Source organism: Alcanivorax sp. 24 (assembly GCF_004360225.1).
GTDB lineage: Bacteria > Pseudomonadota > Gammaproteobacteria > Pseudomonadales > Alcanivoracaceae > Alloalcanivorax > Alloalcanivorax xiamenensis.
In genome coordinates, this window is sequence record NZ_SNUA01000003.1 from 137,952 (window position 1) to 157,016 (window position 19,065).

The following is a 19,065-nucleotide window of genomic DNA, read 5'->3' on the forward strand; positions in this document are numbered from 1 at the left end:
ACCGAACCAGGGAATGGGCGGTGAGACTGGCGCAATCCCGATAATGTCATGGAGTCAGGGCGAAAAAGGGGATGAGCGTGAAACGATGGGATAAAGGACTTGAGCCCAGTCTGCTCGACAAGCTGTTTGATGATGCACCGAAGCAGCCGGGCGACCAGAATATCTTTAAAGCCTCTTCCTTGGGGCAATACAAGGAAACCGTGGCCAGAGACCTGGAAGGTCTGCTGAATAGCCGCATGGCCTTGTCGGAAACGCTGTTCGAGGCTTTTCCACAATGCCGAAAATCCCTGATGGTCTACGGGCTGCGGGATTTTTCCGCCATGAGCCTGGTGAACGCCTATGACCGTGCGTTGATTTGCCGGTCCCTGGAGGATGCGATTTCCCGCCACGAACCCCGACTGCACGATGTCACCGTCAGCCTGGACGAAGGCAATGCGCCAGGTGGTGGACTGCATTTTACTATTCACGCGTTGCTGGATATTCGTCCAGCGCGGGAGCCGGTGAGCTTTGACGCGATGCTTCAGCCCTCCACGCTGCAGTACTCGGTAAGCGGGCTCCGCCGTAACGCCAGGGCATCCTGAACATGCGTGATTTGCTGCCGTACTACGAACGGGAACTCGGCTTCCTGCGCCGCTATGGCAAGGAATTCGCCGAGCGCTACCCCAAGATCGCCAGCCGCCTGCTGTTGTCAGCGGACGTTAGCGAAGATCCCCATGTGGAGCGGCTGATTGAGTCGTTCGCACTATTGAGCGCGCGCATCTCGAAAAAGCTTGATGACGATTTTCCGGAGTTCACCGATGCGCTTCTGGAAGTGTTATATCCGCATTACCTGCGTCCATTCCCGTCTTGCTCGATTGCCCGCTTTGACATGGGCAATGCTTTATCCACGCTCAGCGAGCCACTGCGGATTCCGCGAGGCACGGCACTGCGATCACGACCGGTAAGAGGTGTGAACTGCCGGTTTCGCACCGCCTATGACGTGACGCTGGTGCCGATCGTGCTGACCGAGGCGACCTACCGTCCGGTGATGCGGGCCCCGATGGCGATGGGAGGCGTTGGCGCCGGGCAGGCGCAGCTCTCTCTGAGATTCGAGCTGGCCTCCACGCAGCTGTCGTTCGCCACGTTGGGCGTGGACACGGTAAGACTGTTCACCGACGGTGAGCCGTCTTTTTGCGCCGTACTGCGCGACGCGCTGGCTTACGGTATCGGCGCCACCTACGTGGAACCGGATGACAGCGGACGGTGGCTGGCGTTGGACCAGACACCAATACAGCAGGTCGGGTTCGACGACGAGGAATCCCTGATCGACTATCCGAGCCGATCCCACCCAGCCTACCGTCTGCTGACTGAGTTGTTCGCGTTTCCGGAGAAGTTCGGCTTCTTCGATCTTGATATAAAGTCACTCTCGGCCATGGCATCCGGCAGCTTTACCGTGCATTTCGCCTTGAACGCGCCACATACCGACGGTGAGCAGCAGCAGTTGCTTGAAGGGCTCACCAGGGACAATGTGCTTCTCGGATGTTCGCCGGTTGTCAATCTGTTCCGCCAGCGGGGCGAACCGGTCCATGTGCATGAGCGCCAGGCCAGCTATCCGGTGGTCGCCGATGCCCGCAATGCCTTCGCTCACGAAATTTACTCCATTGATACGGTGAAGCGGGTCAGGCAAACACCATTGGGCGAGGACATTCAGACGTTCCGGCCATTCTACTCATTGCATCATGGTGAGGATGCCGGAGGGGACGGGCTGTACTGGATGGCCAGACGGGATGAGGAATTGGCGGAGCAGAGCCCTGGCTACGAAACCGAGATCACCTTTGTGGACTTGCGCTTCAACCCGGCGGTGCCGAAAACGGACGTGGTGGGGCTGGACCTCACCTGTACCAATCGGGATCTGCCCAGCCATCTGGCTTACGGCGTCAGCGGCGGTGACCTGACCATGGAGACCGATACCTCGGTCAAAAGCATCACGATGTTGCGCAAGCCCACCCGTCCACGCCGATTCACGGGCGGCAGAAACGCGCATTGGCGGCTGATTTCCCATTTGTCCCTCAATCACCTGTCGATCACCGGCAGCGGTCTGCCGGCACTGAAAGAGATGCTCTCGCTGTATGACTTATCTTCGGCCGCGGTAGCGCGGCGCCAGATTGAGGGGTTGGTGGAGGTGCAGCACCGTCCCGTCACCAGCTGGTTGCCGGGCCGGCCTTTTGCCGCGGTGGCAAGAGGGGTGGAAATCAATTTGACCATCGATGAAAGCAGCTTCGTCGGCACCGGGCTGTCGGCTTTCGTGGCCGCCCTGGACCGTTTTTTCGGTCTCTATGTCCATGCCAACAGCTTTACTCAATTGAATATTGTTTCCCGTCAAAGCAATGAGGTACTGATTCAATGCCCACCCCGAAGCGGCGAATCGACGCTGGTGTAGCCCAGCAGCTGCTCAGTGAGCCTCACCGCTTTGGTTTCTTCCAGTCGGTGCGGATCATCGAACAGCTCTTCAAGCGCCAAACGCGCAGTGCGGATGACGATGCGGTGGCCCGCCACATGCGCTTCGATAGCAGCCTGTCCCTGGGCTTTCCCGCCAGTGAGCTTGAAAAGCTGGAAGCCTGGTCGGAAGAGGGCGAACGGCTCGACCGGCCCGGGGCGGTGGATTACACCCTGACCATGGAGAAGCTCGGAAAGGTTCATCTGACGCCGAGTTTCATGGGGCTGCTTGGCGTCAAGGGCGCCTTGCCCTGGCACTATGGTGAATGGCTGCATGAACGGGAGATCTTTCAGCGAGACCGGGCGGCGCGGGCCTTTCTCGATATCTTCACTAACCGGGCCGTGGCGCTGCATTACGGGGCCTGGAAGAAATACCGCCTGGCGATTCAGTATGAATTGGATCAGCGTGAGCGGTTCCTGCCATTGCTGCTGTCACTGGCGGGCGTGGGCGTCACCGGGCTGCGAGACCGCTTGGGCGAAGCGCCGGGAGCGATTCCGGATCAGGCGGTGGCCTTCCACGCGGCCACCGTGGGGCAGCGGCCGGTGGCCGCGGTGCAGATGCAGCGGTTGCTGACCGATTATTTTCAGGTGCCGATCAAGGTGGAGCAGTTCGTGGGCGCTTGGTATGACATCCCAGAGCAGCAGCGCACCCGCCTGGGCTCGGGTAACGCCCGGCTTGGCACCAGCGCCGTCGCCGGAGAGCGAGTCTGGCAGCGGGATCTCAGGATGCGGTTGGTGGTGGGCCCTCTGGCGAAGGGAGGTTTCGATGACTTTCTGCCTGGTGGCGAGGCCGCCCAGGCTCTGGAAAAGTGGTTGACCATGCTGACCGGTGCCAGCCTCGAGTATGAAGTCCGCCTGGTATTGAAAGCGGATGAGATCAGTGGGTGCCAGTTGGGCGATCCGGAGCAGGGGGGGCGTCTTGGCTGGGACGGCTTCCTGTCCACCCGCCCGGGTGCGGGCATCCGGGCGGATACCACCTACGGTATCCATACACTTCAATGAAGGACGCAACGATGACCGGCAAGGAGCGTAAGCCGCGCGATGAGCATTAATCTGAAAACCCTGATCAGCAAACTCAACGACCGGTGCCGGCAGGCAGCGGAAAGGGCCGCCAGTCTGTGCATGGCCGCGGGGCACTATGAGGTCGATCTGGAACACCTTTTCGTGGCGTTGCTGGAGCACCCCCGGAGCGATCTGGTGTTGGTGGCTCGCCGCAGCGGCATAGCACCGGAGGCTCTGGAACGGGATCTTCGCGTGGAAATGGAAAGACTGAAAACCGGCAACCAACGCACCCCGGTATTTTCACCGCATCTACCGTCCCTGTTCGAACACGCCTGGCTGTTGGCCTCGCTGGATTCCGGCACCACCCGTATTCGCAGCGGACACCTGTTGTTGGCGTTGTTGACCGAGCCGGACCTGTCCCGTCTGGCACAGCGCAGTTCCGCGCTGTTCACCCGATTTGATCTGGACCAGTTGAAGCACGATTTCGACAAGATGACCGAAGGCTCGGAGGAAGGTCATCGTGACGCGCCGCTGACGGAAGAGGCTCCCGGTGGCGAGGAAGGCGAGGACAAGGCGCTTGGCAAGACACCGGCTCTGGATCAGTTCACCCAGAATTTCACTGACCGGGCCCGGGACGGCGCCATTGACCCGGTCATCGGCCGTGACGGGGAAATCCGCCAGTTGGTGGACATCCTGATGCGCCGGCGTCAGAACAACCCGATCCTCACCGGTGAGGCCGGAGTGGGCAAAACCGCGGTGGTGGAAGGACTGGCGCTGCGGATCGCCGCGGACGATGTGCCGGAACCATTGAAAGGCGTGGCGCTGCATGTGCTTGATATGGGCCTGTTGCAAGCCGGTGCCAGCGTCAAAGGCGAATTCGAGAACCGGCTCAAGACGGTTATCGACGAGGTCAAGAAGAGCGCTCACCCGATCATCCTCTTTATCGATGAAGCCCATACCCTGATCGGCGCGGGCGGTCAGGCCGGCCAGAACGATGCCGCCAATCTGCTGAAGCCGGCGCTCGCCCGAGGCGAGCTGCGAACCATCGCCGCCACCACCTGGAGCGAATACAAGCGCTACTTCGAGAAAGACGCGGCGCTGGCCCGGCGTTTCCAGGTAGTGAAAGTGGATGAGCCCGGAGAGGACCTGGCCGCCGCCATGTTGCGCGCCATGGTTCCCTTGATGGAGCAGCATTTCGGCGTGCGAATCCTCGACGAAGCCGTTACCGAGGCGGTGAGATTGTCCCATCGTTATATCAGCGGCCGGCAGCTTCCCGATAAAGCGGTATCGGTATTGGACACCGCCTGCGCCAAGGTGGCTCTGGGGCAGGGGGCTACCCCGGCCGCCATCGAGGACGCCGACAAGTATCTTCAACGTCTGGAGCAAGAAATCGCGGCTCTGTCCCGGGACGAGCAGGCCGGGGCGTCCCACGGAGAACGTCTGTCGGATCTGGAAAGCCGACGAACGGAGACACAGGAGCGCATCGCCACCCTGCGGGAACGTCTCGACCGCGAAGTGGCGTTGGTACAGAACATCCAGCAGCTCCGGGATGGTCGGGAGGCGGCGACCTCTGATCAGACCGATCCCGATCATGGTATTCCCGAACTGCTATCCCGGCTGAGAGAGGTGCAAGGGGAGTCGCCCATGGTGCCCTTGCAGACCGATGGATCGGTGGTGGCGGAGATTGTTTCCAACTGGACCGGGATTCCCCTGGGTCGCATGGTCAAGGATGAGATCGCGACCATTTCCAATCTGTCGGGCCTGCTGACCGAGCGTGTTACGGGACAACAGCATGCCCTGGACGCCATCGCGCAACGGGTGCGTACCGCCACGGCGCGTTTGGAAGATCCCAACAAACCCAGAGGCGTGTTTCTGTTCGTCGGCCCTTCCGGCGTGGGTAAAACCGAAACCGCGCTGGCACTGGCCGATATCCTTTATGGTGGCGAGCGTAAGCTGATCACCATCAATATGAGCGAGTATCAGGAAGCGCATACGGTTTCCGGCCTCAAGGGCTCTCCGCCTGGTTATGTCGGGTACGGCGAGGGCGGGGTGCTTACCGAAGCGGTGCGCCGTAACCCCTATAGCGTGGTGTTGCTGGATGAAGTGGAAAAAGCGCATCCGGACGTACTGGAGATGTTCTTCCAGGTTTTCGATAAAGGTGTGATGGATGATGCCGAAGGGCGCGAGATTGATTTTCGCAACACCTTGATCATCCTCACTTCCAATGTGGGCTCCTCGCAGATCATGCAATCCTGTCTGAACCAGGAGGCGCAACAAGTGCCGGATCCGGAGGCGCTGCACGAGCTGTTGCGACCCGCCCTTTATAAGGCCTTTAAGCCGGCTTTCCTGGGGCGCCTCAAAGTCGTCCCTTATTACCCGATCAGCGATGATGTTCTGATCCGTATTATCGAGATGAAGCTGAATCGTATCGCGGGGCGGGTAGCGGAGAACCATGGCGCCTTGTTTGAATGGGACGAAGCGTTGGCGGAATCCGTTCTGGCCCGTTGCACCGAGGTGGACAGCGGGGCCCGCAACGTCGATCACATTCTCAACGGCACTCTTTTGCCCGAAATTGCCGAGTCGGTCCTCGCCGCCATGGCCGAGGGCGCTAAAATTGCCGGTATCCGGGTAACCGCGGATGACAACGGTGATTTTCAGTACACGGTAACTCCCGAAGGGGTGGCGCCGTTAACCGGAGCAGAGTCTCCACAAGTTTTGTCTTTTCATCACAGGAGTGAATCATGACCGTCTACGGAGTGGATCAGGAAAAAGCCATTGCCAATTGCGACTCGGGCCCCAGTGTTGGCCGGAAAAGACCGTTGGATGAAGTGCGCCGCTGGCATCGTGTGGCCCCGGGCCATGTGGTCGAGTTACTGGTTGACTCGCCGATTGAACAGCGCCACCAGGCCAGGCAACTACTTGGCATGATGGAACACATGCCCTGGCGGATCCAAGCGCCGGCTCAAGCGCAGGATCGGGCCGGGCGGCTGGTCAGTGACGTAAGATTGATTGTGTTGACGATCGCCGGCCGAAACCACCAGCTGCACTGCTCGGAGTCGCCTTCGCTTCAACTGGAGCGGATCTCGGCGTAGCCGGAATCGAACAGCGCCGTCGAGCGCTCAGTGGGGTAACCGGCTAATCGAGAAGGACCGCTGACATGGATGTGATCGCCAATCTGATGAGTGCATTGTCCGCACCGGGGCAAGGAGCCCGCATATTGCAGCTCCACACTCCATTGGGGCCGGACGTGCTGGTGCCGGAAAGCTGCCACGGTGTGGAAGCGGTTTCCGGCGCTGGCGTATCAGCCGGGGCCGGGTTTCGCTTTGATATCACCGCGCTTTCGGTGGACGCTCGCCTGCGGGCGGAGGATGTGTTCGGGCAGCCGGTATTGCTCACCTTGCTCACCGCCGATTCCCGTACAAACCGCCGGCCTTTTCACGGCCATGTTACCCATTTCGAGTACCTGGAGAGTAATGGCGGGCTGGCGCGCTATGCCCTGGTACTGGAACCGTGGACCGTCTTTCTGCGGCAGTGGGTGGACAGTCATGTCTATCAGGACATGACGATGATGGAGATCATCGACACGCTGTTCGGACGATTGGCGGCCCGTGGCGGCGTGGTGGTGCCCCGCTGGCGCTGGGATTTGGCGGACAACGCGCTTTACCTCAGGCACAGCCTCGGTGCGCAACTGGAAGAGGACGGTCTGGATTTCATGACCCGAATCCTGTCGGAGCAGGGTCTGTTCTTCTGGTTCGAGCATCAGGACATCGAGGAAGAGGATCAGGCCGCGCCAGCGAAAGCCGGCGAGTTCCAGGTGGCGGGCGGCCATACGCTGGTTATCGCTGATTACAACAGTGCCTTCTCGGATATCGGCGGAGTCCGCTATCACCGCAGTGATGTCACTGAACAGGAAGACGCTATCCAGCAATGGCGCCCGGGACGCAGCGCCCACGCCGCCGGTATCCGCCGGGCCACCTGGGATTACCGGTCGCTGAAAACATTGTCCTCGCAGCAGAACAGCGCCGACATGGCGTGGTCGGGAGCGGAGGATGATGACAGCCCCACGGCCTATGCCTGGCACAATCAGGCGGAAACCGAATGGCGCGGCCGCCGTTACATCGAAGTTCTGGAAGCCGCTGGCAAGCGGGTGGAGGGGAATGGAACCTGGCGGCGCCTGCGTCCCGGTGGGCAATTCCAGCTTCATCAGCATCCCGGATATGAAGAGGAGGCTTCTTTTCTCTGCCTGGCGGTGACCCACGATGCCCGCAATAATTTGAGCTCGAACCTAATGGCGCAGGCCAATCAGCGGTTCGAGACGCCATCGCCTTGCTTTCCCGCCGCGCCCGAGCATCTCGGCGACGGCCCGTTACCGTCTCTGGATAGCGCACCAGAGACTGATTTCTACCGCAATGGTTTCGTCGCTTTGCAAGTGGATACGCCTTTTCGTCCCCTGGATAGCGCATCACGGCATAGCCAGGGCCGGGTTCGCGGCCGGGGCCTGCACAGTGCCGTGGTGACCGCGGACAACACTTCGGTGCATACCGACCGCGACCACCGCATCAAGATGCAATACCCCTGGCAACGGGGCGAGAGCTCCAGCAGCGGGGAACCACACCCGGAAAGTACCCTCGACAGTGGCACGGATAACGCTCCCGCCACCGGCGGCTCCTGGACCTGGGTGCGCACCCTGACCCCCTGGGCCGGCGAGGATTGGGGCGGCGTCGCCGTGCCCCGGACCGGACAGGAAAGCCTTACCCTGTTCCTGGAAGGCCAGCCGGAAAGGCCAATCGCCATCGGCACCGTATACAACGGCCAGGGCAACGACGAGGCGCAGCATAATCAGGTTGGCGGCGGCCATGCCCACGCCACCGGCAACGCCGCGCCCTGGTTCAGCGGAAACGATCACAAGGCGGTCTACACCGGCCTGAAGAGCCAGGCGCTATCCGCCAGTCAGCAAGGCAACAGCGGCCACCAGTGGCTGTTGATGGATAGCACAGAGGGGCAGGCGCGTACGGAAGCCGGCAGCACCCAACACCAAAGCCGACTGAGCCTGGGTCACCTGAAAGCGGGCAATGACAACCGGCGGCAAGGAGAAAGAGGCTTTGGCGCCGACCTGAATACGGCTTCCAGCGCCGCGCTTCGGGCCGGACAAGGCGTCCTGCTCAGCACGGAGGCGGGGCAATGGCAAATGAGTACCGATGGCGCTCAGGCGCGGCTGCAAGGCAATGCGGATCTGCTGAAAACACTCAACGACGCCGCGCGCAACCAGAATGCAGGGCAGGCGGACGAAGCCGATGAATTGCCTTCCCAGCGCTCATTGAGCGGGGTACTGAAGACGCTGAAAGGCACCCAGTCCGGCTCCGGCGGAGAGCAGGGCGGTGCCGGCTCCCCACCAGGCTGGTCCCGCCCGCTGATCGTCGCCACCAGCCCGGACGGGCTGGCCAGCGTCACCCAGCAGGGACAAACCTGGGTGGCGGGCACCACCACCACGCTGGTCAGCGGCGCGGACATCAACTGGATGAGCAAGAACAGCACGGTCATGACCGTGAGCGGCGGACTGAGCCTCTACAACAACGGTGCCTCGCCAGCCAGCGGCAAACCCAACCAGGAAAGCGGCATTCAACTGCACGCCGCCCAAGGCAAAGTCAGCGCCCGGGCCCCGAAGCAGCCCTTCACCCTCGCCGCCGCCCAGGACGTCGCCCTGGCCAGCACCAACAGCCAGGCCATCCTGGCCGCCCCCAACCAACCCCTCCTGCTCGCCTCCGGCGGCGCCTACCTCAAACTCGATGGCGGCAACATCGAGCTGGGGGCGCCTGGCGGCGTGCATCTGCAGGCGGCGATGAAACAGTTTGTCGGGCCCGGTTCGGGGAGCGCTCAGGCGCCGATGTTGAGTGGTGGTGAGTTGGCGACATGTGACTTCAAGGCTCGGTCCGCTGATGCCGGCCTAGAGGCGCTGGTTCTATTAGACGGAGCGCTAACTACTGGCATCAGTTCGGAAAACAGTACTGAAGAAGAAATCGGTAATTTCGATGAGGCTTTCTTACTTAAAGAAAAAGGGACGGAAAAACCTCTGGCTAACGTCAGTTACCGAATTATCCGAGCAAACGGTAGTGTGGAGAGCGGGGTAACAGATAAGGATGGCATGACTCATGTTGTCGCCACTGAAGTGCCTGAAAATCTGGTTATTGAAATTGAAGAGTGAGCGTTGTTAAACAAGGAAAGTGAAGGAGGCATGATCTGATGCCGGAGAGTAAATAGTGAAGAATACGCCGCATCTTACTTTCCTACGGGCTCATGATTATGCTTTGCTGAACCCGCTGCAGGTCGAGTCACAGTTTTGGCAAGGTTTGCCTTCTGAGTCTCTGGCCCCATCCGCATATATCGCCCAACAGCACTTATTTCCACGGTTGATTAAGCTTTCGGAAGTACCGGCCGAGGGGCTGGAAACCTTGCTCAAACGCAGCGATGCCCATGGTCGTTACAGTCAAAAGCCGTTCTTTAGCGCATTGCTGATCTCCAGTGTGTCGCATGAGTCCTTGACGGATCACCTTCGCCGCCAATCCGTACTCCGGGCCCCTATACCGGCTCGTGAGACAGGGCAACTGCGCTATCATGATCCGCTTGTGTTTCGGCATATGATGTGGCTGCTAACACGTGGGCAGATGAGATCGCTCCTGGGCCCTATCGATTGCTGGAGTTGGTTCGACTCGGAGCAAGGCTGGAGACAGAATGAGCGCGAGCCAGGGTATGCTGGACAACGTTGGTTCCCTGATAAATCGCAATGGAAGAGTTTCAAGCGCATGGGGCTGCTCAATCGTTGTCTAAAGCACTGGGCTAAGCTGGTACCCAGCTTGACAGGCCGGGAAGACTTTTGGCGTCGTTCAGACGAGATGCTGCGCCTCTCACGCGAGGCAGCTGGGCTGGTCGAAGAAGCAGATCGTCGCCTTTATGCGGAGCAGGAACTTCGTTACCCAGGAGTAACGCGCCATGAAAGGCTTGTCGAGCGTCTTGGTCGTGTGCATGAGGGGATTACAAGCTATTCCGTAGCTTGCCAGGATATGAGTGACAATGTTTTGAGGCAATGTCGCGTGGAACTTATGAGATCACAACACGGAGGTTGATATGAGCGAGCCGGCCGCCACCTGCCCATTTTGTCAGAAAACTGGCCTGCCCATCATGCCGGTGCGTTACGCAGTTGCCCGCACGGACGGCGAAGAGGACTCGCAGGCGTTTGATCTGCCAAGCGAGTTTGGGGAAGGCATTCAGGGAGGAACGGGGGTTACCCTGCCAGCCTCAAGTGCGAAATACACCACGCGCCTGCTTCGGCCGGGCTATCTTTATGCATTCAATGAGGTGCGCGGAGTCTGGTCGGCGTATGTGGTAACGGAGCTGGGCTTTTTATACGAATTTGATGTGGAGGAGACGACTCCGCCGGATGCCAGTGAGATTGAGTTCTCCTGTTTTCGCACTGGCGAGGAGTATATGGCTCGCTGTATTACCATTCCAGATGCAGAGAATGCTGGAGCTATTTGGTTCGCTTTTTCCGACACCGCCTGGACACAGGATGTATTGGCTTGGAACCGGACAGAGGGTAACCGGGAAAAACACATGCGCAAGATTGATGTTGGCGCCTGGGTGGCTGGGAACAGGAAGCAGCCTCATGCCGCCCCTATGGATAGCTTCATGCAGGTGATTAATGAATATGATCGTGTCGGCCAGGACTATGGCAACAGCCCAGCCTCCACGTTGCATATGGCCAACCCGGAAACCGGCCAGCCGGTAGCCCTGACCACTATGCCTACAATTGCTGTGCGGAGCTATCCAACGTTTGATTTCTCGCCTCACCAGTTCCACGGATTCAAATCCGAGGCCATGGGGTTATTGGGCTGGGTGGGAACCACCACTCAAACAGCGGGTGCACCACCATTGATGGTAGCGCTGAACGATCCGGTTGGCGTCACTGCCGAATTGGCGGCACTCATGGGGGCACGGTTACGTGAATTGATGACTGAACCCGACCATACGCGCCCGCTGGCGGTATCCGCAGCTATCGAGAGCTTGCGTGAGGCCATTCATGACGATGCGGAAAACCGGCAGATCTATGAGACTGAACGGGCAGTACGAGATGTTACCGTTGATGTTGGCCATACGGCGGCAAGAATGAATCCTCAGGATGGGGGGGCTTCGGTGGTGGGAATGGCGCTGGCCGACCTGTTGTTTCCATCGCAACGAGAAGCGCGTGAACAGGCCTACGAGCGTTGGCGCAATCCAACCCCGGACCAACTGGCGCAGGCCAGAAGGGACGCTTGGCAAACTTACGAGGATAAACTGAGAACGGAAGGTTCGGATGGTGATGCCACCACCGTCTGGGCGGACTGGAAGTCACACTGGCGTGAGACACTGACGGACTTTGATCAGCGAGTCATCAAGCCTTTGGCGGAAGCCCATGTGGCGTGGATGCGACACTCAACACTATCAGAGCATCTGCACGCGAGCTGTGATGCCAAGGATGTGGAATCAGGTCTGGGCTTTGTTAATGCGGTGTTGTTGTGCATTCAAGACACACAAGAGTACAAACCCTGCGCTGAGGCTTATAAACAGTGGCTGGAGGCTGGTACCATTGAAAAGAGCAACCTTATCCTGAGCGCAATGAGCTTTAATCAGGCGGCGATTGTCGCGGAATTGAACAGTTTTTCCCAGGGAGGCCTGGCACCGGATTCCCTTAAAGGGTTGCCATGGGACCGTCTGATTGAAAGTTACGACAATGCTGTTGAGGCCATCGGCTCTGGCGGAAAGAACGCGGTGGCCAGACTGGCGGCGGCGGTAGGTGGGCCGATTGCCGAAGTCGCCGGTAGAGCGGTGGATAGCGTGGTTGGACCAGGATTGGTGGCGCTGGGAGTAATTGGAAAGGCGCCAGTGATTATGGTGGATGTGACGATGCCCAGAGCCAATGCCATTGCCGAATTGGTGGCAAGGATGACAGTGGCAAATGGCCAGGTCGGCGACTTGCAGGAGTTGAATCGGGCCATCGATATCCAGATGCGTAAAGCGGAAATTTACGGCGCGCCCGAACATGGAACCGGACGCTTCCGCTATCTGATCATGGCTGATCCTAGAGTAGTTGAGGACTTCCCCGGAGTAGATGAGCAAGGTGGAGCAAGACGGTTCGCTGAATCGGCACTGCTGACTGAAGCGGACAGGCGGCGCCTGACCCAGCTTCGCTGGCGCCAACTCCTGCCAGGTGCGGCGGGGCTGGGGATTGTAACGGGCATCTTGCAGATGGTGGCCCTGGGCAAGCTGGCGGAGGATGTGGACCGCAGCATGGCCCACGAGGCCAATGAAAATAGCAGGCGTTATGGCACAGCGGTAGCCGGCCTGATAGGCACCCTGGGAGAGACAGTGGGTAAATGGTCGGAGAGTGCGGCACAGGCTGACGCGAGACTGGCAAGAATTATTGAAAAGTACGTAGGTAAAGCACTACGTGTCATTGGAAGGGGGTTGGGGATTACTACGGGTGTTGCAATGGCGGTTTTTGATTTTTACCGGGGAGATCAGGAAATGGAAGAGGGGAACTTCACGGCGGGGCGGTTGTTCCAACTTTCCGGGGCGCTTTCCGTCGGAGCAATGTTCGCTTTTTGGTTAGGCGCGACGGGTATTGGGATTGTTCTGGTCGTATTGGTGATTGTTATCGCAGTGTTAATCGAAATATTCAAAGACAACAAAATTCAGGACTGGTTAGAACGTTGTTATTTTGGGAAGTTCGATGAGAGAGATCGATATCAAGCCCTGGAAACCGAACTGGCTGAACTCGATGTCGCGCTAAAAGGATAAACAGTGGACTACACAGGTATCGACTTTCGGCCTTTTCGTTTCCCGGTAAATCGCCCTCTGACCGATGAGGAAAAGGCGGCCCGCTATCAAAAAAAGCAATCCAGAAATGCGCCACCTATGGATTTTCTATCTGTCATTAAGTGTAACAGCACCTATATGGACTTGGTGGATCGCTGGTATCCGATTAAAGGCTTCAATGTGTGGTTTGGGAGTGCGGTTATTCTGGCCTCCATCTTTCTTTCTGTAGTCAATGTTCGGGCTTTCTTTCATGTGATAGGCAAAGAAGAACTCTGGATTTCCTGGCTAGTATTGATCTTTTTCCTTTTGGTTGGGCTTGGTCTAGGTTGGGCCGGCTGGTGGGTTGTCCGTACTGAAGTCGGGCGCTGGACTCACTATCCGATGCGGATTAACCGTAAGACTCGGCAAGTGCATGTGTTCCGGCAAAACGGAACGGTTTTGATGGTGCCGTGGGATGATTTGTATCTCGTGCGAGGGGAATCCAAGAACTTTTTCGCTGGTACGACCCACGATTTGCGTGCCCACGTTTTGGATAAAGATGGCATTACTGTTCTCGAATCGTTTTCACTGGGTTATGCAACTCTGCTGGGGAATGCACTGTCAGTTGACAAATTTTGGGCGTTCCTGCAGCCCTATATGGAGGCGCCCGACGGAGTAGAGCGGACAATCCGGCATTTGCAGGAAAGTGGATATCTGGCACCGCTTGATGGTCGTAAGGAAGGTTGGCGCTGGAGCATAACGCAAAGCTTTCTGTGGACGGTGCATTGGCCGTGGCTCCAGTTCCTTGGGTCACCCTTTCTGGGTCTCAATGCCGTTGGCCGCATGTTCGCCATGTGGACCAGTAAGCAGCCTGAATGGCCAGAGGAGGTCGAGCAAGCCAATAAAATCGACGCTGATGACCCTTATGTCCTAACATGGCGTGACAATCGTGAGTTGGGATGGTGGGACTTCCATTGGCCTCTGTTGTGTACCGTGCTCGGAGTGAGCATAGCCGTTACCGCTATTTGCTGGCCTGTTTTTTTGACGGTGAAGCGCTTTTTTTAAAGGGTGTTAGGAAAAAGAATACTGAAAAACAAGCAGGGAGCTGAGAATGGCCACCTATGTTCAAATCGGGATATCCCGGACCTCATCAACAACCAATACAAAAAGGGCGGTAGTAGAGGTCGATGTCAGGCCTTTTTATATATTGATGTATGGTGAGCCCGGTATCCGAAAAAATGCCGGAAAAGTCTTTCAGTGGGCAGCGGAAACCAAGGCCAGGGAGCTTGAAGAGCAAGAGAACGCTGAAACTCTGGTAACTCCGGTGACGAATTTTGAGGAGTTCAAAGCGGCCATCGAAGGGGCTGCCCCGGAAACACCGCCTCTTTTGGCTCGTGTTGTCAGCGGTGTTTACTTTTTTGGCCACGCAAGTAGCCAGGCTATTTTTGTCGGGGAGAACGCTTGGGCCGGAACGAATGTCGATCTGTCAAATGTATTCGGCCTTACTCCAGGCAACATGCGTAAAAATGCGAATGTTTGGCTCTATTGTTGTAATGCTGGTAATACTGCCAGTGGAATGCCATGTATCGCGGAATTAATGGCGGATATTATCAGACGTGATGTATACGCATTCAGTAGTGGCATGCACTATCAAAACTCTCCAGAGCTTAGGGGACTGGCATTGGCTATGCCGCTGAAAGACCGCAAACCTATGTATTTGGTGCCGGACAATGGCAAGCCGGCAACCCTTTTCCCCAAGCCAGGCATTCATGAGAGTAAAGAAGAAAAATATATTGGGCCCGAACAGCCTTAGCGAAGGTGTGCTGCGACGGATAACCTTGCCCCCGTCCACAAGTCCCTGAAAGCCATCTGGCCAGGCTTCCAGCGCACGCTCCCGCGACTCCCTTTCGGACACCTCCCTCGGGCTAAAAGTGTGCGCCATATCTCGTTTTTTGCCCCTCGCACGGGTCGAGCTCCGCTTTGGGTTTGGCCCTTTCGTCCTTTCTGTTAGCCTACGAATTTAGTCTTATTCCCGTTTTTGGGGGGAATACAACAAAAGCGCCTGTAGGCACGCATGGGGACGCGTTAATGAGGTGGTTTCAGAATCTGTCCGTCCGGCTGAAGATTCTCGCCGTGGCGGTTTTGGGGATCGTGCTTTTTCTGGCTTACTTTTTGTACAGCTACTATATCGCCGCGACCAATATTGATCACTTGAGCCGCATCGAGAACCATGACTTCCCGGTGCTGGAGCTGGTGAACGCCAACAATCTCGAGTTCGTGGGGATCGCCGACGCCTACAGTACGGCCATCGCCCAGATCGACGAGCGGCCGCTGGATGAGGCCAGGGTGCGCTCGGACCAGTTTCTGGAACGGCTTGGTGATATCGACCGGCTGGATCCGGCACTGACCGATGACGTGGACAAGATCCGCATGTCCTTCATCGATTATCTGAACGAGGCAACGGGGCTCGCCCAGGCGCTGATTGAAGACCCCATGACCCTGGTGAACAGCTACGCTTGGCTTGATCGGGTGGAGCTGCTGGAGCGGCAGCTCAAGCAGACGCAGGACGAATTCCAGGCAAAGCGCTATGAGGCCTTCCGTGGCACTCTGCTGCGGAGCCGTGAAGACAACCGCAGCACCCAGATGATCGGGCTGGCACTGGGGGTGATGGCCTTTACTCTGCTGGGCTGGATCGCCTTGAGGGTGACGCGCTCGATCACGCGCCCCTTGGAGGATGCGGCGGGAGCCGCGGACAGCATCGCCAACGGCAACTGGGATACGGCGATTCAGAGTGAAAGCCGGGATGAGACCGGTCATCTGATCCGTGCCATCCGCAAGATGCGGGACACAATCAAACATCGCATCGAGGACGAAAAACGCCAGGAGCAGATCAAAACCCGGCTTTCCCAATTGGGGGATCTGATGCGGGGCGACATGGCCATCGACAAGCTTGGCAGCAATTTGCTGGGTTATGTGATTCCCACCTTGAACGCTCAGATCGGCGCTTTTTATACCTTCGATGTGGAGCGCGAGCGCCTGTACATGCGGGCAGCCTACGCCATGCAGCGCCGTAAGCATCTGGCCAATGACTTCGCTCTGGGGGAATCCCTGGTCGGCCAATGTGGACTGGAAGGCAAGCCCATCATTCTCGAGGAGGTTCCGGAAGATTACATCCTGGTGTCCTCCGGCACGGGCAACGCGGTGCCCCGTAATCTGATGGTAATTCCCATCTTCCATGAGGAAGAGCTCAAGGGGGTGCTGGAAATCGGCTCCTTCCGACGTTTTGAGGATGATGATCTGACGTTCCTCGAGCAAGGGGTGGAACTGATCGGAGTGGCATTGCATAGCGCGCAAAGCCGGTTGCGTTTGGGGGAAATGCTGACCCGCACCCAGGAGCAGGCCAAGGAGTTGAGTCAGCAGAAGGAGGAGATGGCCCGGGCCAATCAGGATCTGGAGCGTCAGGCCTCCGAGCTGGCGGCGTCGGAATCGCGCCTGCAGCAGCAACAGGAAGAGCTCAAGGCCATTAACGAGGAGCTGGAGTCGCAGACGCAGGCGTTACGGGCGTCGGAGGAGTCACTGCAGGCGCAGCAGGAAGAGCTTCGGGTTACCAATGAGGAGCTGGAAGCCCAGGCGCGCATGCTCAGTGAGCAAAAAGGGGAGATGTCGCGCAAGAATACCGAACTGGAGACACTGCATGAGGAGCTGGAGGACAAGGTCAAGGAACTGGAACTGTCGTCCAAGTACAAATCCGAGTTCCTCTCCACCATGTCCCACGAGCTGCGTACGCCGCTGAACTCGATCCTGATTCTGTCCAACGCCCTGGGGCAGAACAAGAAAGGCAACCTGGAAGAGAAGCAGGTGGAGCATGCCCAGGTCATTCATTCCGCCGGCTCCGATCTGCTATCGCTGATCAACGACATTCTCGATATCTCCAAGATCGAGGAAGGCAAAATGGATGTGATGATCGATGAGATCACACCCCGGGACGTCTCCGACTACTTCCAGCGGCATTTCACCCATGTGGCCGAGAATAAAGGCGTGGGTTTCAACGTGGTGATTCAGGAGGACGTGCCGCCGCATTTTTACACGGACAAGCAGCGTCTGGAGCAGATCGTCAAGAACCTGCTTTCCAACGCCCTCAAGTTCACCGACACAGGCGGCGTGACGTTGACCATCGGGCGTCCCGCCCAGGACGAGCGCATTCCCGGACGGACTCTGGAGCGTGAAGGCACCTTGTGTTTCGCCGTCACCGACACCGGGGTGGGCATCGCCGAGGACAAGCAGAAGTTGATCTTCGAGGCCTTCCAGCAGGCCGACGGCACCACCAGCCGAAAATATGGCGGCACCGGACTGGGACTGACCATTTCCCGGGAGCTGGCCCGCCTGCTGGGCGGGGAAATCGGCCTGCGCAGTGATGGGCTGGGGCAGGGGGCCACCTTCACTCTGTATTTGCCGGAAGGCGAGGCGCTGGGCGTCGAGGCGGCCCTGGAGGAGAGTATGGACGTGGGGGCCAACGCCGAGGCTCACACGGCGCCTACCGCCCCCCTCGCCATGGAGCCGTCAGCGGAAGAGTATGTGGTCCGGGAGAAGACCGTGCTGGTGGTGGAGGACGATCGGGAGTTCGCCAATGTGCTGGTGGATCTGGCCGCGGACTACGGACTGGAGAGCCATATCTGCATGGACGGCGAAAGCGGTCTGGAATACGCCAGCCGCTACCGCCCGAGCGCCATCATTCTGGATATCGGTTTGCCGGGGATTGATGGCTGGGAAGTAATGGAGCGCCTCAAGGCCGACCCGCGCACCCAGGACATCCCGGTGCACTTCCTGTCCGGTAAGGATGAGCGCAAGAAAGCGCTGGATCTCGGTGCCATTGACTTCCTGACCAAGCCGGTCAGCCAGGAGCAAATGCTGGCCGCGTTCGGCACCATTGAGCAGGCCATCGAAAAGAATGTTCGCCGCCTCCTGGTGGTGGAAGACAGCGAGGCACAGCACGCCAGTATCCGCGAGCTGTTCGATCAGAAAGGCGTGGAGATTACCGCGGTAACCAGCGGCGAGGAGGCATTGGCGGCACTGGGCGAACGGGTCTACGACTGCATGATCCTGGATCTGACCCTGCCGGACATGACTGGCTTCGAGTTGCTGGAACGTCTGCACGAAGGCGACGAGAACGAGACACTGCCGGTGGTGATTTACACCGGCAAGGATTTGACCCGGGAAGAAGAAGCCAAGCTGCGCAAGTACGCGGACCGCATCATTCTGAAGACCGAGCGGTCTCACGAGCGGTTGCTCAACGAAGCCTCATTGTTCCTGCACTGGCTGGAATCAACGCTGCCGAGCCATCGGCGTGGCAATCCGGAACTGATCGAGCACCGCGACGACATTTTCGAGGGCAAACGGCTGCTGCTGGTGGATGATGACATGCGCAATATCTACGCGTTGTCGGCTCAATTGGAGGAGCTCGGATTCGATATTGAGATCGCCAACAACGGCCGTGAGGCGGTCGAAGCCCTGGAAGCCTCACCGCAAACCGACATCGTGTTGATGGACATCATGATGCCGGAGATGGACGGCTATCAGGCCATGGGGCATATCCGCCAACAGGCCCGATTCGCCTCCTTGCCAATTCTTGCCCTTACCGCCAAGGCGATGAAGGATGACCGGGCCAAGTGCCTGGAGGCGGGCGCCAATGACTACTGCTCCAAACCCATCGACATGAGCAAGCTGACCTCGCTGATGCGGGTCTGGCTGCATCGCTAGGAG

General features: G+C 58.5%; 11 protein-coding genes. All 11 read left to right on the forward strand.

Features of this window, described 5'->3' with window-relative positions; all coding sequences use genetic code 11:
- Nucleotides 1-71 precede the first annotated feature (71 nt).
- Nucleotides 72-581, forward strand: coding sequence for a type VI secretion system baseplate subunit TssE (gene tssE, locus E0L37_RS05510; RefSeq protein WP_133490776.1), 510 nt, complete (start codon nucleotides 72-74; stop codon nucleotides 579-581).
- Between the two features lie 2 nt (nucleotides 582-583).
- Complete coding sequence (gene tssF / locus E0L37_RS05515; RefSeq protein ID WP_133490777.1) at nucleotides 584-2,419, forward strand: type VI secretion system baseplate subunit TssF; 1,836 nt, start codon at nucleotides 584-586, stop codon at nucleotides 2,417-2,419.
- The gene (gene tssG / locus E0L37_RS05520; protein ID WP_133490778.1) at nucleotides 2,383-3,477 is read left to right on the forward strand and encodes a type VI secretion system baseplate subunit TssG; all 1,095 of its coding nucleotides are present in this window, start codon (nucleotides 2,383-2,385) and stop codon (nucleotides 3,475-3,477) included. Before tssF ends, tssG begins: the two co-directional genes overlap by 37 nt.
- A 39-nt stretch (nucleotides 3,478-3,516) precedes the next feature.
- Nucleotides 3,517-6,222: a type VI secretion system ATPase TssH gene (gene tssH / locus E0L37_RS05525; RefSeq protein ID WP_133490779.1), complete on the forward strand. Its 2,706-nt coding sequence runs from the start codon at nucleotides 3,517-3,519 to the stop codon at nucleotides 6,220-6,222.
- Nucleotides 6,219-6,569, forward strand: coding sequence for a hypothetical protein (locus E0L37_RS05530; RefSeq protein WP_133490780.1), 351 nt, complete (start codon nucleotides 6,219-6,221; stop codon nucleotides 6,567-6,569). The genes tssH and E0L37_RS05530 overlap by 4 nt, the downstream gene beginning before the upstream one ends.
- 65 nt (nucleotides 6,570-6,634) lie before the next feature.
- On the forward strand, nucleotides 6,635-9,679 hold the full coding sequence (locus E0L37_RS05535) for a type VI secretion system Vgr family protein (protein ID WP_133490781.1): 3,045 nt from the start codon (nucleotides 6,635-6,637) through the stop codon (nucleotides 9,677-9,679).
- Between the two features lie 55 nt (nucleotides 9,680-9,734).
- Nucleotides 9,735-10,598 carry a DUF4123 domain-containing protein gene (locus E0L37_RS05540; protein ID WP_166643010.1) on the forward strand — a complete coding sequence of 288 codons (864 nt, stop codon included), beginning with the start codon at nucleotides 9,735-9,737 and terminating at the stop codon, nucleotides 10,596-10,598.
- A gap of 1 nt (nucleotide 10,599) precedes the next feature.
- Entirely contained in the window at nucleotides 10,600-13,308 is a 2,709-nt protein-coding gene (locus tag E0L37_RS05545) for a T6SS effector BTH_I2691 family protein (RefSeq protein WP_133490783.1), read from the forward strand.
- 3 nt (nucleotides 13,309-13,311) lie between these two features.
- Nucleotides 13,312-14,370, forward strand: coding sequence for a DUF6708 domain-containing protein (locus E0L37_RS05550; protein ID WP_133490784.1), 1,059 nt, complete (start codon nucleotides 13,312-13,314; stop codon nucleotides 14,368-14,370).
- Nucleotides 14,371-14,416: 46 nt separating this feature from the next.
- On the forward strand, nucleotides 14,417-15,118 hold the full coding sequence (locus tag E0L37_RS05555; RefSeq protein ID WP_133490785.1) for a hypothetical protein: 702 nt from the start codon (nucleotides 14,417-14,419) through the stop codon (nucleotides 15,116-15,118).
- Between the two features lie 275 nt (nucleotides 15,119-15,393).
- Nucleotides 15,394-19,062: a response regulator gene (locus E0L37_RS05560; protein ID WP_133490786.1), complete on the forward strand. Its 3,669-nt coding sequence runs from the start codon at nucleotides 15,394-15,396 to the stop codon at nucleotides 19,060-19,062.
- Nucleotides 19,063-19,065: the final 3 nt, after the last annotated feature.

Excerpts from the sequence above, each read along its gene's own strand:
- tssG (WP_133490778.1), top strand. The coding sequence starts at position 2,383 with ATGCCCACCCCGAAGCGGCGAATCGACGCTGGTGTAGCCCAGCAGCTG.
- tssF (WP_133490777.1), top strand. The coding sequence starts at position 584 with ATGCGTGATTTGCTGCCGTACTACGAACGGGAACTCGGCTTCCTGCGC.
- E0L37_RS05560 (WP_133490786.1), top strand. The coding sequence starts at position 15,394 with ATGAGGTGGTTTCAGAATCTGTCCGTCCGGCTGAAGATTCTCGCCGTG.
- tssH (WP_133490779.1), top strand. The coding sequence starts at position 3,517 with ATGAGCATTAATCTGAAAACCCTGATCAGCAAACTCAACGACCGGTGC.
- tssE (WP_133490776.1), top strand. The coding sequence starts at position 72 with ATGAGCGTGAAACGATGGGATAAAGGACTTGAGCCCAGTCTGCTCGAC.
- E0L37_RS05555 (WP_133490785.1), top strand. The coding sequence starts at position 14,417 with ATGGCCACCTATGTTCAAATCGGGATATCCCGGACCTCATCAACAACC.
- E0L37_RS05530 (WP_133490780.1), top strand. The coding sequence starts at position 6,219 with ATGACCGTCTACGGAGTGGATCAGGAAAAAGCCATTGCCAATTGCGAC.
- E0L37_RS05545 (WP_133490783.1), top strand. The coding sequence starts at position 10,600 with ATGAGCGAGCCGGCCGCCACCTGCCCATTTTGTCAGAAAACTGGCCTG.
- E0L37_RS05535 (WP_133490781.1), top strand. The coding sequence starts at position 6,635 with ATGGATGTGATCGCCAATCTGATGAGTGCATTGTCCGCACCGGGGCAA.